The organism is Fulvimarina endophytica, assembly GCF_003403015.1.
Lineage (GTDB): Bacteria > Pseudomonadota > Alphaproteobacteria > Rhizobiales > Rhizobiaceae > Fulvimarina > Fulvimarina endophytica.
On the sequence record NZ_QURL01000005.1, the window covers coordinates 149,600 to 163,531 of the forward strand.

The following is a 13,932-nucleotide window of genomic DNA, read 5'->3' on the forward strand; positions in this document are numbered from 1 at the left end:
CCAGTCACGCGCTAATTTTCAGCGTTGGTGGCTGGGTTATGACCGAACAAGCTTATGTGTCAACGCAGTTGCGCGCGCCTCGGTGCGCGGGTCTGCGATCGGCGATCAGGCGCTGCGAGGTCCACGGGCGACGCGCTCGATTTCCTCGCGCACGAGACGCTCGACGATCAGCGGAAGATTGTCCTCCAGCCAGTCGCTCAGCATCGGCTGGAGCATCTCGCGAACGGTCTGGTCCATCCGCTGCGCCTGCTCGTCGCGAAGGGCCGTGGCGAGTTCGAGGAAGGAGGAGGAGATCTTGGATCCGGCATTGTCGGAGATCAGCGAGACCAGCGCCCCCTTCGACGCCGCGAAGACCGCTTCGTTGTCGCCGAGGACCGGCGATGCCGGGGCGGAGCCGGTGTCCGGAGCGCCGGCATCGCCAGCCGCGAAGGCCGTCCGGACGACGCTCTCGCCGACGGCATCCACCGTTACGGAATCCCTCCCTTCGGAGGACGACATATCGGACACCGCGCCGCGTGCGGCCACGTCCTGCGCCACCGGCTCGCCGGCCGGAGCGACGGTGTCGGACAGGTCGTCGCCGACGGCCGCGATCGCCGCGTCGACGGCGTCGGATAGGTCGGCATCGGGCTCGGCGCCACCATCGTCATCGGCGCTCGGGCTTTCGGGATAGGCAAGGCGCAGGTTCGCGGCCTCGGACAGCGTGACGGTCTGGGGATGGTCGTAGGGCTCGGACAGCAGTCCGGCATTCATCAGCAATTCGTTCGCGAAAGCCGCTTCATCGAACTCGTCGAAGAACGCCATGTTGTCGGCCGGCGCCGGTTCCTGCTCCGGCTCACTCTGGGATGCAGGACCGGCCGCCTTCCGGCGGCGCTGGTCGCGAACGGCATCCTCCAGGCTCGCGGCCCGCATGCGTGCGACCGAAAGCGTCGCGAGTTCCGCCATTTGCGTGGCGACCTCCCGCTCGACCGGTGAGGTCAGCGAGGACGCAGCCGCCGCCGTGCTGTCGTCGTTGACCGCCTTCAGGGGAACGGTGTGGGACACCTCGTCCCTGACGGAAACCGTTTCGGCTTCGCTTCGTGCATCTCCCGTCGTCGCCATGGCGACCGGCTGGGACACCGCACGGGGCTGCGCCGAGTTTTCAGTAACCGCCGCAGTAGCCGCAACCTTTGCGACGAGCGCATCGACGATCGCCACATCGTCGTCGGAAACCGTTTTGGGGGCCGTTGCAGGTCTGTCGAGGGGTCGCAGATCGGGCTTGGCTGCCCGGGACGGCGCGCGATCGGCATCCTCGCCGCCTTCGATGATACGGCGGATCGAAGCGAGGATCTCGTCCATCGTCGGTTCCTGGACTGGAAGCGCGTTACCCATCACCTGGCTCCTGCGTAAACCCCGGTTCGATCGTTAACGATCGAATCGTGTCCGAAACCTACGGGTGGAGAGAACCAAAGTGAATCCGGGGAACCGCGCTTTTCGGCGATTTGCCCGAATTTTTTAAAGGGATGCTCCCGCCCGCTCCTGTCACCCGGTCGTCAGCGACCGTCCGGGGTCCGCAGGCCGAACCACTTGTCCTCGACTTCGATATAGTGGTCGTTCGGATCGTAGCGCTTGCCGCCAAGCTTCAGAAATTCGGGCGAAAGGCGCCCGACCGCCGACAGGACGGCATAGCCGGCCACGACTTCGTCCCGCTGGGACCCGGCGAGCAGGATGCGCGCGGTGATGACGTCGGCCTGGGCGTTGAGCACGTCGAGCGTCGTCCGCTGGCCGACATTGCGCTCCTCGATCACGCCGTTGAGCGCCAGCTGGGCCGCCCTCACCTGCGCGTTGTAGCCGGTGATGTTGGCGCGCGCCGCCTGCAGCTCCGCCCAGGAGGTGGCGACTGCCGCCCGCACCTGATCGCGCGTGCCGTCGACCTCGATCCGGCGCTGGCCGAGGACTTCCTTCTGCTGGCGCACCACCGAGGAGGCCCGTCCGCCCTGATAGATCGGAACGGTGAGCTGCGCGCCGATCGTCGCGCTCAGTTCGTTCGAGCTCTGATCGGAAAGGGTCTGCTGGAACGACCGTGTCGTGTTGACGCCGGGAAGGCCGTTCGAGGAGGTCCCTGTGTTGATCGAGTTGCTGCTCTGGTTGCCGTCGACATCCTGATACTGGTTCTGGACGGAGGCCTGGAGCTCCACCGTGGGCAACAGCGCGCCTTCGGCCGACTTCACCTGGAAGGCCGCGGCATCGACGGCGGCGAGCGTCGCGCGGATCGCGGGATGCTCGCGCTGGGACAGATCATAGGCGGCGGTCACGCTAGCGGGCACCGCGGCGGGCACGCGCGCCGGCTCTAGGTCGCGCGGGGCATCGCCGATGATCTCGAAGTAATTGGCTTCGCTCTGCGCGATCTGGGCAAGAGCGCTGTTGAGAAGCGCGGTCGCCAGCGCTTCCTGCGACTCGGCCTGGCTGACATCCGTGCGCGTGCCTTCGCCGACCTCGAACCGTGCCCTGGAAGCCCGGACCTGCTCGCTGAGGAAAGAGAGGTTCTGCCGGCGAAGGGAGGCGATCTGCCGGTCGCGTAGAACGTTCATATAGGCGGAAGCGGCGTTGAAGAGCGTCGTCTGGACTTCGTTCGAGAGATTGTACTGGGACGCCCTCACTTGCGCCTGCGCGGCCGAGATATTGTTCGGCGTCTGGAATCCGTCGAAGAGCGTCTGCGTCACCTGAATGCCGACGGTCGCGCTCAACAACGTCGAATTGCTGTCGGTCGACTGGATCGAGTTCTGGATGATCGGGTTCGTGACGCCGCTGATCGTATTGCTTCCGCGGACCCGGCTCGTCGAGTCGCTGCTGGAATTCAGACGGGTCGCCGCGGCACTGCCGGTGCCGGAGATGAAGGGCCGCAGGCTGGCACGAGCCTGAGTGACGTTCTCGTCCGTCGCCCGCAGGGCGGCGCGGGCAGCGTTCAGTTGCTGACTGTTGGCATAGGCCTTGGCGAGGGCGCCCTGAAGGCTCTCGGCATGGACTGAGACGGGAACCGCCAGAAGAACACCGGCGGTCGCCAGCGCTCTGAACCACGATCTTACGAACACGTGCGCTACTCCAGTCTGAAATTTCGCCAGCGGGACAAACGGGACGGCTCGACGCCATGCATCCGAATTGACGGCCGGGCTGCGCTATTGATCAGACAGGCAGGCTATTATTCAACCCCCATGGCGGAACCTGAGATTGATTGATGCCCGAACGGCGCAATCGTGCAACGCGTCGACCGGCGCCGAGCCGTCAGAAAACGAATTCGGCCTTCTTGGAAAAACCCGGCAGAGGCTTGATGGCGCAGTTGAAACCGAACCGATCCGAGACGATTCCGTCCTCGTCCTTGATGAAGAGACGCGCTTCGGCCGAAAGACCGCGGCCGATGACCGCCACCAGTCGTCCGCCCTCGCGCAACTGGTCGAGGAAGGTCTGCGGCAGGGTGTCGATTGCCCCTTCGAACAGGATGACGTCGTAGGGCGCTTCGTCCGGATAGCCCTTTTCGAGTTCGCCCGTCACCACCGAGCAGGTCACGTAGTCGAGACGGTTGAGCACGTCCGTCGCGGTGCCCGCGAGTTCCTCGTCGCATTCGAGCGCGACGACGGAACTTGCCAGAAGCGACAGGATCGCGGCGCCGTATCCCGTACCGGTCCCAACGTCGAGAACCACGTCGTCCTCGCTGATCGAGGCAAGCTGCAGGATCTTGGCGAAGGGAGACGCCTCCATGAGGAAACGGCCGTTGCCGACGGAAATATCCTCGTCGATATAGGCGAGAGGCCGCTTTGCGGAGGGCACGAACTCCTCGCGCGGCACCGTCAGGAATGCGCGCAGAATGGCGTGCGATGTCACGTCGGTCGTCCTGATCTGGTTGTCGACCAGCTTGGTCCGGGCGTCCTTGAAGTCCATCGACCACGTTCCTTTCTGCAAGCTCCCGCCTTTTGCGGGCAGGCATCAGACCTCCATATTAGGAGGTCCTTCCATTCGCAAGACTGCATGACTTCGGCCCGCGAACGATCGCATCGCCGCGCCGCCCGTTCGAGGCCTTGATCCGAGGGCGATGAGGCGCGTCCGGCGACCATGGGTTGATTATGAAGGGCATCTGGGTCACAAGTTGCACCGCAACATGGACCCGTGCGCAACGGGTGGCTACGCCGGGCGCCTATCCCTCGGCCAATCTCCTCGTCGCGGCACGACGCATCGATCGTCACCGCCTGAATGGTTCCGACCGGATTGGATCCGGCCGGCCCTTTGCCGACGCGACGACCCGATATCGATCTGACACTCATGTTCTCGACCCGAAATCTCCAGGCCGAATGGCTCGGCAATATTCGCGGCGACCTGCTTTCCGGCCTCGTCGTCGCCCTCGCCCTCATTCCGGAGGCGATCGCCTTCTCCATCATCGCAGGCGTCGACCCGAAGGTCGGCCTCTACGCCTCGTTCTCGATCGCCTGTCTGACGGCGATCTTCGGCGGCCGTCCGGGCATGATCTCCGCAGCGACAGCCGCGACCGCGGTCCTCATGATCAGCCTCGTCGCCGATCACGGTCTCCAATATCTGTTCGCCGCGACGATCCTCGCCGGCATCCTGCAGATGATCGCGGGCGTCCTGAAGCTCGGCGACGGCATGCGCTTCGTCTCGCGCTCGGTGATGACGGGCTTCGTCAATGCCCTCGCGATCCTCATCTTCCTCGCCCAGATCCCCGAACTCGTCGGCGTTCCGAGCATGACCTACGTCATGGTCGCCCTCGGTCTCGGCATCATCTACCTCTTGCCACGGCTGACGACCGCCATTCCGTCTCCACTCGTCGCCATCGTTGTCGTCACCAGCGTGACGCTTCTCTTCGGCTTCGACCTTCGAACCGTCGGCGATATGGGCGAACTGCCCGATTCGCTGCCATTCTTCCTCATCCCCGACGTTCCGCTGACGCTCGAAACCCTTCAGATCATCCTGCCTTATTCGCTCGGCATCGCGGTGGTGGGGCTGCTGGAATCCCTGATGACGGCCCAGGTGGTCGACGATCTCACCGATACGGGCTCGGCCAAGAACCGCGAATGCGTCGGCCAAGGCATCGCCAACACCGTCACCGGCTTCTTCGGCGGCATGGCCGGCTGCGCGATGATCGGCCAGTCGGTGATCAACGTGAAGTCCGGCGGCCGCACCCGCCTGTCCTGCTTCTTCGCCGGGGTCGCGCTTCTGTTCCTCATCGTCGTTCTCGGCGATCTCGTCGCCATCATCCCCATGGCGGCACTCGTCGCGATCATGATCATGGTCTCGATCGGCACCTTTTCCTGGGAGTCCATCGCCAACCTCAAGACCCACCCCCGGCGCTCGTCCATGGTGATGCTCGTCACGGTCGTCACGGTCGTGTGGACGCACAATCTCGCCATCGGCGTCGTCGCCGGCGTTCTCCTTTCGGGCATCTTCTTCGCCTCGAAGGTTGCGCAGCTCTTCGCCGTCGAAAGCGAACTGGAGGATGACGGACGGCATCGGATCTACCGCGTCCACGGCCAGATCTTCTTCGCCTCGACCGGCGATTTCGGCTCGGCCTTCGACTTCCGCGAGGATGTCGACAGGGTCACGATCGACGTCTCCCGCTCCCATATCTGGGATTTGTCCGGTGTCGGTGCGCTCGATCGGGCCGTCCTCAAATTCCGGCGCGAAGGCACGGAAGTCGAACTCGTCGGGTTGAACGAAGCGAGCCGGACGCTCGTCGGTCGCCTCGGCATCGCCGACAAGCCGGACGCGCTTGCCCGCATGAACGCCCATTGACACAATCAAGCGGAAAGGCCGGAACCGCTCGCGCCCCCGAGGCGCTTCGGTTCCCCGCCCATCAGCAAGGAAGCGATGCATGACCAAGGTCCTCGGATTGATCGACGGTTCGCAGCATTACACCCCGAGCGTCGTCGACCATCTCGCATTCGCCGCGAAGGCGCTCGGCGCCCGGGCCGAACTCATCCACGTGATCGGCCGGCGCGACATCGGATCGGCGCCGGCGGATCTGTCGGGCAGCCTCGATCTCGGAGCGCGGGACGAGTTGCTGCGCGATCTTGCGGCCCATGACGAACAGCGCGCGAAACTCGCCCGCAAGCGCGGTCACGTCATCCTGTCCGACGCGGCGCAAAAGCTGCGCGAGAGCGGCCTCCAGGACGTCGGCGAAGAACTCGTTCTCGGCGATCTTCTCGAAGCCGTCGAGAAGCGGGAACAGGGCGCGGAGCTCCTCGTCATCGGGAAGCGCGGCGAGGCCGCCGATTTCGCGCGGATGCATCTCGGATCGAATGTCGACCGCATCATGCGTCACGCGCACGTTCCGGTGCTCGTCGCATCGCGTGCGTTCCGGCCGATCGAGAAGATCCTCGTTGCCTATGACGGCGGCCAGAGCATTCTGAAGGCCGTCGATTTCCTGCGGCGGTCCCCGCTTCTCAAGGGACGGCAGATCGAGATCGTCCAGGCTTCCACCAACTCGTCGAGTTCCGATCTCGAGCGCCTGCGCGCCGATTTCGAGGCGTCGGGCTTCGAGGCGAGTTGCAAGATGCTTCAGGGCGAACCGGAGGATGCGATCGCATCCGAATGCGAGCGCTCGGATATCGACCTCGTGGTCGTCGGTGCATCGGGCCATTCGCGCCTGCGTGCCTTCTTCGTCGGCTCCACCGCCAACGAGATCGTGCGTAAGTGCATGCGACCGGTGCTTCTGTTCCGGTAGTCGATGGGCCCGGACCCTCGGGCCTTACCCGTTCTTAACCAGGACTTGGGTCTCGAACGGCCATGGAAGGATCATTCACCCTTCCATGGCTATTCTCGTCCCACGCCAATCCTGCGAACGGTTGCCCCATGAAGCCGACGATCTCGATCCGCCATGTCTCGCCGGCGACGGCGCCCGTCGAGGCCGTGGTCATCCTGCCGACCTTCAAGCGGCCGGATCATGTGGTTCGCAGCCTCGATTCGCTCTACGCTCAGACCACCGGGCGGCGCTTCGCGATCATCGTCATGGAGAACGACGCGGTCGGGCTTGAGGGACTTGGCGCCGCGACAAGCTGGTTCGAAGCCCATCCATCGGTCTGCGGCATCGCTCTCGTCGCCCATGAGCAAGGCAACTGCTCGGCCTACAATGCGGGCATCGCGACGGCTCTCGAAACCTATCGCGAATTCTCGCATCTGCTGATCATCGACGACGACGAACTGGCGAGCGAGACCTGGCTCGAACGCATGCTCGAAACCAGCGAGCGTCTGGATCTCGATCTCGTCGGCGGTCCCCAGATCCCGGTGTTCGAGGATGGAACCGGCGAGCGCTGGGCGCGCCACCCGGTGTTCACGCCGCACTACCGGACGACAGGGCCGGTTCCGATCCTGTTTTCTTCCGGCAATGTCGCGATCCGCAGGCACGTCCTTACCGCGACGGGACCGGACTGGCTGGACCCTGCCTTCAATTTCATCGGTGGTGGAGACGCCGATTTCTATACGCGGTGCCGGGCGCGCGGATATCGCTTCGGCTGGTGTCAGGACGCGCCGGTGATGGAGACGATGCCGAGGCGCCGTACCGAGGCCTCGTGGATCAACGCCCGCTCGGTGCGCAATGGCGCAATCTCCTCGATCGTCGAGCGGCGCAATGGCGACGGGCGCAACGTGAAGCGTCATCTGCGCACGATCGCCCTCCTGGGCGCCTCTCCTCTGCGCTCGGCTGCCCTCGCGCTGAAGACCCGGTCTCTCTCCATCGGCATCTACCATATGCAGGTCGCGGCGGGCCGGTTCCTCGGCGAGTTCGGAAAGGTGGCCGAACAGTATCGGCAGCCCGAGAAGAATTGAGATTCCGACGCGCCCGCTCTTCGATCGCACGTCGCGCTCGAAAGGTTCGGCCTGGTGCCGATCGGCCTGTTTGAAGGCGCCTTGAGTGACCTATATCGAGGGTGCCGCGCGATCTGCACGGCAGGACGTCCATTCTCTTCCGAAAGATCGATCCGCCGCGATGACTCATGACCGCCTCCGCCTTCTCGCCGTCGACCGGGACGATCTCGACATCGTCTCCGCCCATTGCCAGGATGCGATCGTACGGCTCGGCGACTGCCTCTACCGCAAGCGGGAGCAGCAGTTCGCAATGGAGATGAACCGGTTTGCCTGGGAGAATGCCCAGAAGCGCACGTTCAAGGTCTTCTCGGCACCGAAATACGAACGGCGCCGCTCCGCTCTCCACTTCGACCGGGTCGTCAATGTCCGCAGGCAGGGTCTGGAAAATGCAGGAGACGACCAGGTGCTCGTCCTCCTCGCGATCCGTTTCACCGAGACGGAAGCGCCCTCCGGCAGCATCGATCTCGTCTTCGCCGGCGGCGCCACCATCCGGCTGGAGGTCGAAGTCGTGGAAGCGCAGCTCGCCGATGCGGGCGGGGCGTGGTCGACGGTGTCGAGGCCCGATCACGATCGCCCCGCCCGCAATGCCTGACGCCGCGAACGGGGCGCTCAGCGGGCGGGCAGCAGGATGTCCGCCCACCGACCGCGCCCTCCCGGTTCAATAGTCTTCGAGCTTCTCCTCCGCATCCCACGCATCTAGCTCGGCCTTGCGCCATGAGCCGTATGCGGCATTCGGGAAGACGATCCATTTGTCACCGAATTCGGCAGCCTTCTCCTCGACCAGCTGTCGGCGCTCCGCGACCGAGCCCTCGGCGAAACCGCCGTCGAAATCGGGCAGGGAGTCGCCGAGGAGAAGCACGATCTCGTGGTCCTTGGAGACGTTCGCGCGGCGCTCCGTCTTGTCCGGCCCGAGGAGTTGCACCGTATCGGCGCTGACCTGAGGCAATTCCAACGCCTGAAGGGTCTTCAGCGTGAATTCCTTCTGGTCGTCGGTCCTGTCGGAGATATAGGCGATGGTCACGCCCAGCTCGTCGGCGTGATCGAGAAAGGCCTTTGCGCCGGGAATCAGCGTCGGCTCTCCGTCGCGCTCCCAATGCCGCCAGGTGTCCCAATTGTCGTAGCGATGGCAGTTTTTCAGGTCCCGGGCGAGGAGCGCCGTGTTGTCGATCACCGTTTCGTCGAGGTCGGTCACGACGGCAAGCTTTTTGGGGTCCTCGGCGCCCTTCACGGCCGCATCGAGACGAAGGGTCGCGAGATTGAAGGCCTGCAGCTGGAGGGCGGCGATCTCGGCGGATTTCTGCTGGAACTTCAGCCCTGCGGTGAATTCGGCGACGGAGCAGTCGGCATCCTGCGCCGCGGCGTTCGTGGCACCGATGAAAAAGGCGGCGAGAGCGGCAAAACGGATCATCGATTACTCCAGACAATTGCAAATATCGCCGAGCCTAGGTTTCGGTTGATTGGCTTGTCAATCAACTGAGAGCCGGGGGCATGCTCCAACACGAGGAAGGCCGCCGCACCATTTCGGTACGGCGGCCTTCGACGGAAGCGGCATGCTCATCCACTGATGCGGACGTCCGACTGATCAGATGTGGATCGGCTTGCCATAGGCGGCCGCCATGGCCGCCTCCCGCATCGCCTCGGATAGGGAGGGATGGGCGTGGCTGGTGAGTGCCATGTCCTCGGACGCGCCGCCATATTCCATGACGAGCGCGGCTTCGACGATGAGATCGCCGGCGGAGGCACCCAGAATGTGACAGCCGAGCAGCTTGTCCGTCTTGGCGTCGACCAGCATCTTCACGAACCCGTCGGTCGCCAGCATGGCGCGCGCACGGCCGTTCGCCATGAACGGGAACTTGCCGACCTTGTATTCGATGCCAGCCTTCTTCAGCTCCTCTTCGGTCTTGCCGACGGAGGCGACTTCCGGCGCCGTATAGACCACCGATGGGATCGCGTCGTAGTTCACGTGTCCCGACTGGCCGGCAAGCATCTCGGCGAGCGCAACGCCTTCGTCCTCGGCCTTGTGGGCGAGCATCGCACCGCGAACCACGTCGCCGATCGCATAGATGCCGTCCACATTGGTCTTGAAGTGGTCGTCGATGGCGACGCGGCCACGATCGTCCACCTCGACCCCCACCTTGTCGAGGCCGAGCGCCGCCGTATACGCCTTGCGTCCGGTCGCAACGAGAACGACCTCGGCATCCAGCGTCTCGGCCTCGCCGCCCTTGGCCGGCTCGAAGGTGACCGATGCGCGGCCCTTCTCATGCTTCTGGACGCCCGTCACCTTGGCGCCGAGCTTGAACTCGATGCCCTGCTTGACCAGCAGCTTCTGGAAAGCCGTCGAGAGTTCTGCATCCATCGGACCGAGAACCTTGTCGAGATATTCGACCACGGTCACCTTCGAGCCGAGACGCGACCAGACCGAACCGAGCTCCAGGCCGATCACGCCGCCGCCGACGATCACCATCGTCTCCGGAACGCTCTCCAGCGCGATCGCCCAGTCCGAGGACACGATGGTATCGCGATCGAAGCTGAGATCGACGCCCGGAATGCCGGAGACTTCCGAACCGGTCGCGATGACGATGTTCTTCGCCTTCAACCTCTCGCTCGACCCGTCCTCCTTCTTGACGGAGACGGAGCCCGGACCTTCGATCGAACCGGTGCCGATATAGCCGTCCACCTTGTTCTTCTTGAACAGATAGGCGATGCCGTCGACATTCGCCTTCACGGTCTTGTCCTTGTGGGACATCATCGCCGGCAGGTCGAGTTCGGGCGAGACCTTGATGCCGAGGCTCGCATAATGATGTCCCGCCTCGTGAAAGCGTTCCGATGCGTGGAGCAGCGCCTTCGACGGGATGCAGCCGACATTGAGGCAGGTTCCGCCATAGGTCTCGCGCTTCTCGATGCAGGCCACCTTCAGCCCGAGCTGCGCAGCCTTGATCGCACACACATAGCCGCCGGGCCCCGAGCCGATGACGACGAGATCGTATTCCATGGGTTCAGTCACACTTCTTGGTTTCGAATTTTCAGGAGCGCGGGCGCCTCAGCGACCGCCGGAGACATCGAGGAGGGCATTGCTGACATAGGATGCGTCCTCCGAGAGGAGGAAGAGGATCGTCTTTGCCACCTCGTCCGCCGTTCCGGCACGCTTCATCGGCAGCTGGTTCGCGATCTTACGGGCCCTGTCCGGCATTCCGAGATCGGCGTGAATCTCCGTGTCGATGATACCGGGCCGGACGGCATTCACGCGGATGCCCTCGCCGGCGAGTTCCGTGCCGAGCCCGAAGGTCAGGCTGTCGACGGCGGCCTTGGATGCGGAATATTCGACACTCGCGCCCGCTCCGCCGAGCCGGCTCGCGATCGAGGAGGTCGTGACGATCGATCCGCCCTTGCCGCCCCGGCTCCTCGCCATGCGTTTGGCGGCCTCTTGCAGCACGAGGGTGGCGCCCACGGTGTTGACCGCATAGAGGCGCGCGATCTCGTCGGCGGACTTCTCGATGAACGGCTTGGCGGGATTGATCACCCCGGCATTGTTCGCAAGGCCCCTCAAGGGCGTTCCGAGACCGTCGATCTCATCGAAGAGCGCCTGGATGGAGGCCTGATCGGCCGTATCGCAATGATGCACGCTCGCCGTGCCGCCGGAATTTTCGATCGCCGCCGCAACGGTCTCGGCTTCGTCCCTGGCCGAGCGATAGGTCAGGGCGACCGTCCAGCCTTCCTCTGCCGCGAGTTTCGCCAGCGCCGCGCCGATGCCGCGCGAGCCACCGGTGATCAGAAGCAGTCTCGGTTCATGATCGCTCATGCGATATCCCCTTCACGGTCGTCTCGTTCGGCCGTCTTTCGCCCGGAACCGATCATTTCGAACCCGCGCGGCGATTACCCGGGATCGGCGCAGGTGCCCGCCGCCGTCTCGAAGCTCTCCTTCGCAGGCGACAACTCGCCCTTGACGATCTGCAGCGGCACATAGGGCGGGGCCGCCTGATTTCCGGGCTCCACGAAACGGGTCACGTAGCAGCCGGTGAAGACCTCGGTCGTCTCCGAGCGCGTCTCGGCTCTGATCGCGACCGGAACGTTCGAATAGACGGAGCCGGCTGCTCCCTCGCTGGTCACCGCTCCGGTCTTCACGGTCACGGTCCGGGTCTGCGCGAAGCCGGCCGGATAGTCGTCCCAGGCCGGGCGCCCCTCGCCCTCGGCATAATAGCTCCAGGCCCGGAGGTATTCCTGCCGGTCGATCGCATTGTAGAGCGAGGCGATCAGCGCCTCCGGCGTGGACCGATCGTCGAGGAACGGGGCGGGCCCGGCCTGCCCCGCCCTCGTCGTACCGAGAACGGAAACGACGAGAAGGGCTGCAAGGCCCAGTGGACGAAAGACTTCCCTCCACCCACTTCGCCCGCCGTTCCTCATGACCGATACGCCTTACAGGTCGAGGATCAGACGCTCGGGATCCTCCAGGCTGTCCTTGACCCGCACGAGGAAGGTCACGGCTTCCTTGCCGTCCACGATCCGGTGATCGTAGGACAGAGCGAGATACATCATCGGCCGGATCTTCACCTCGCCGCCGATCGCCATCGGCCGCTCCTGGATCTTGTGCATGCCGAGAATGCCGGACTGCGGCGCATTGAGGATCGGGGTCGACATCAGCGAGCCGTAGACGCCGCCATTGGTGATGGTGAAGGTACCGCCCTGCATGTCGGAGACGCCGAGCTTGCCGTCGCGCGCCGAGCGAGCGAGGCGTCCGAGTTCCTTCTCCACCTCGGCGATCGTCATCTGGTCCGCGTCGCGGATGACCGGGACGACGAGACCCTTATCCGTGCCGACGGCCATGCCGATATTGCAGAAGTTCTTGTAGACGATCTCGTTGCCGTCGATCTCCGCATTCACGGCGGGGATCTCCTTCAGCGCGTGGCAGACCGCCTTGGTGAAGAAGCCCATGAAACCGAGCTTCACGCCATGCTTCTTCTCGAAGAGATCCTTGTACTTCTTGCGCATCTCCATGGTCGCGGTCATGTCCACCTCGTTGAAGGTGGTCAGCATCGCGGCCGTGTCCTGGGCGCTCTTCAGGCGCTTGGCGATGGTCTGACGCAGGCGCGTCATCTTCACCCGCTCTTCGCGTCCTGCATCGTCCGGCTGGGCTCCGGCGCGCTTGGGCGCCTCGTTCGAGGCTGCCGGCTTCTCCTGGGCACTCGAGGGCGCACCACGCGAAACCGCGTCGAGGACGTCGCCCTTCAGGATCTGGCCGTCGCGGCCCGATCCGCTCACCTGATCGGCGGTGAGATTGCGCTCCTCCATCAGCTTGCGGGCGGACGGTGCGGGCGGGCGGCCGGCTTCGGTCGCCTTCTGTTCGGAGCGAGCCGTGACCGGCGCCTCCTGATCCTTCGACGTCTCGGGCGCGCGGTTCGCGACGGCCGCGCCGGACCCGTCGGAGGAAGCCCCCTCCTCGATCTTCAGGAGCAGCGCGCCGACCTTCACTTCGTCGCCCTCGCTCACGGCGATCTCGCGAATGACGCCGGCCACCGGCGACGGCACTTCCTGGGCGGCCTTGTCGGTCTCCAGTTCGAGAAGCGCCTCGTCCGTTTCGACCCGGTCGCCGACCTTCTTGAAGATCGAACCGACCGTGGCTTCGGTCACGGATTCACCTGCCGACGGCACGTTGACCTCGGTCATCTTGCCACCCGAAGAGCCACCGTCCTTCGCGCCGCCGGACGCCTGGCGGTCGCTCTCGCTCTCGTCACCATAGCCGCCCGAACCCGAAGAGGCGGCTTCGCTCTTAGCGGCCTGCGACGGCTTCTCTGTCGCGTTCGACGAGCCGTCGCCTGACCCCTCGCCCTCGCCGAGCGTTCCGATCAGCGCACCGACCTCGACCGTCTCGCCTTCCTTGGCGACGATCTCCTGCAGAATACCGGCCGCCGGTGCGGGGACTTCCACCGTCACCTTGTCCGTTTCAAGCTCGGCGATCGTCTCGTCGAGTTCCACACGGTCTCCGACCTTCTTGAACCACTGTCCGATCGTCGCTTCGGAAACGGATTCGCCGAGGGTCGGAACTTTGATTTCGGTGCTCATGAAATATGTCTTTCGGCGTCTTGATAGTGT

12 protein-coding genes and 1 other annotated feature are annotated in these 13,932 nt (G+C 64.5%); of the genes, 4 read left to right on the forward strand and 8 right to left on the reverse strand.

Features of this window, described 5'->3' with window-relative positions; all coding sequences use genetic code 11:
* Positions 1–105 precede the first annotated feature (105 nt).
* The 3 genes from DYI37_RS12770 to DYI37_RS12780 form a co-directional block, all read right to left on the reverse strand.
* Positions 106–1,368: a PopZ family protein gene (locus DYI37_RS12770; RefSeq protein ID WP_116683648.1), complete on the reverse strand. Its 1,263-nt coding sequence runs from the start codon at positions 1,366–1,368 to the stop codon at positions 106–108.
* 161 nt (positions 1,369–1,529) lie between these two features.
* On the reverse strand, positions 1,530–3,068 hold the full coding sequence (locus DYI37_RS12775; protein ID WP_245413901.1) for a TolC family outer membrane protein: 1,539 nt from the start codon (positions 3,066–3,068) through the stop codon (positions 1,530–1,532).
* A gap of 190 nt (positions 3,069–3,258) precedes the next feature.
* Entirely contained in the window at positions 3,259–3,912 is a 654-nt protein-coding gene (locus DYI37_RS12780; RefSeq protein WP_116683649.1) for a protein-L-isoaspartate O-methyltransferase family protein, read from the reverse strand.
* 216 nt (positions 3,913–4,128) lie between these two features.
* Positions 4,129–4,182, forward strand: a sequence feature (sul1 is cis-regulatory element that is thought to sense ions involved in sulfur or methionine metabolism; They are found in Alphaproteobacteria).
* 108 nt (positions 4,183–4,290) lie between these two features.
* On the opposite strand from DYI37_RS12780, the gene DYI37_RS12785 reads away from it, so the two are divergent.
* From DYI37_RS12785 to DYI37_RS12800, 4 genes are all read left to right on the forward strand, one after another.
* Positions 4,291–5,775: a SulP family inorganic anion transporter gene (locus DYI37_RS12785; protein ID WP_116683973.1), complete on the forward strand. Its 1,485-nt coding sequence runs from the start codon at positions 4,291–4,293 to the stop codon at positions 5,773–5,775.
* 79 nt (positions 5,776–5,854) lie between these two features.
* Complete coding sequence (locus DYI37_RS12790; protein ID WP_116683650.1) at positions 5,855–6,706, forward strand: universal stress protein; 852 nt, start codon at positions 5,855–5,857, stop codon at positions 6,704–6,706.
* 128 nt (positions 6,707–6,834) lie between these two features.
* Positions 6,835–7,806 carry a glycosyltransferase family 2 protein gene (locus tag DYI37_RS12795; protein ID WP_116683651.1) on the forward strand — a complete coding sequence of 324 codons (972 nt, stop codon included), beginning with the start codon at positions 6,835–6,837 and terminating at the stop codon, positions 7,804–7,806.
* Positions 7,807–7,966: 160 nt separating this feature from the next.
* On the forward strand, positions 7,967–8,437 hold the full coding sequence (locus DYI37_RS12800) for a DUF2948 family protein (RefSeq protein ID WP_116683974.1): 471 nt from the start codon (positions 7,967–7,969) through the stop codon (positions 8,435–8,437).
* A gap of 66 nt (positions 8,438–8,503) precedes the next feature.
* Here DYI37_RS12800 and DYI37_RS12805 read toward each other — a convergent pair whose 3' ends face one another.
* The 5 genes from DYI37_RS12805 to odhB all read right to left on the reverse strand — a co-directional run bounded on the left by DYI37_RS12805 (position 8,504) and on the right by odhB (position 13,902).
* Positions 8,504–9,253, reverse strand: coding sequence for a 5'-nucleotidase, lipoprotein e(P4) family (locus tag DYI37_RS12805; protein WP_116683652.1), 750 nt, complete (start codon positions 9,251–9,253; stop codon positions 8,504–8,506).
* 174 nt (positions 9,254–9,427) lie between these two features.
* Entirely contained in the window at positions 9,428–10,837 is a 1,410-nt protein-coding gene (gene lpdA, locus DYI37_RS12810) for a dihydrolipoyl dehydrogenase (RefSeq protein ID WP_116683653.1), read from the reverse strand.
* A gap of 48 nt (positions 10,838–10,885) precedes the next feature.
* Complete coding sequence (locus tag DYI37_RS12815; RefSeq protein ID WP_116683654.1) at positions 10,886–11,644, reverse strand: SDR family oxidoreductase; 759 nt, start codon at positions 11,642–11,644, stop codon at positions 10,886–10,888.
* Positions 11,645–11,718: 74 nt separating this feature from the next.
* The gene (locus DYI37_RS12820) at positions 11,719–12,246 is read right to left on the reverse strand and encodes a hypothetical protein (protein WP_116683655.1); all 528 of its coding nucleotides are present in this window, start codon (positions 12,244–12,246) and stop codon (positions 11,719–11,721) included.
* Positions 12,247–12,258: 12 nt separating this feature from the next.
* Positions 12,259–13,902: a 2-oxoglutarate dehydrogenase complex dihydrolipoyllysine-residue succinyltransferase gene (gene odhB / locus DYI37_RS12825; RefSeq protein WP_116683656.1), complete on the reverse strand. Its 1,644-nt coding sequence runs from the start codon at positions 13,900–13,902 to the stop codon at positions 12,259–12,261.
* Positions 13,903–13,932: the final 30 nt, after the last annotated feature.

Coding starts and splice junctions, on each gene's coding strand:
- DYI37_RS12820 (WP_116683655.1), bottom strand. CDS start 12,246: ATGAGGAACGGCGGGCGAAGTGGGTGGAGGGAAGTCTTTCGTCCACTG.
- DYI37_RS12815 (WP_116683654.1), bottom strand. CDS start 11,644: ATGAGCGATCATGAACCGAGACTGCTTCTGATCACCGGTGGCTCGCGC.
- DYI37_RS12780 (WP_116683649.1), bottom strand. CDS start 3,912: ATGGACTTCAAGGACGCCCGGACCAAGCTGGTCGACAACCAGATCAGG.
- DYI37_RS12785 (WP_116683973.1), top strand. CDS start 4,291: ATGTTCTCGACCCGAAATCTCCAGGCCGAATGGCTCGGCAATATTCGC.
- DYI37_RS12800 (WP_116683974.1), top strand. CDS start 7,967: ATGACTCATGACCGCCTCCGCCTTCTCGCCGTCGACCGGGACGATCTC.
- DYI37_RS12795 (WP_116683651.1), top strand. CDS start 6,835: ATGAAGCCGACGATCTCGATCCGCCATGTCTCGCCGGCGACGGCGCCC.
- DYI37_RS12770 (WP_116683648.1), bottom strand. CDS start 1,368: ATGGGTAACGCGCTTCCAGTCCAGGAACCGACGATGGACGAGATCCTC.
- DYI37_RS12790 (WP_116683650.1), top strand. CDS start 5,855: ATGACCAAGGTCCTCGGATTGATCGACGGTTCGCAGCATTACACCCCG.
- odhB (WP_116683656.1), bottom strand. CDS start 13,902: ATGAGCACCGAAATCAAAGTTCCGACCCTCGGCGAATCCGTTTCCGAA.
- lpdA (WP_116683653.1), bottom strand. CDS start 10,837: ATGGAATACGATCTCGTCGTCATCGGCTCGGGGCCCGGCGGCTATGTG.
- DYI37_RS12805 (WP_116683652.1), bottom strand. CDS start 9,253: ATGATCCGTTTTGCCGCTCTCGCCGCCTTTTTCATCGGTGCCACGAAC.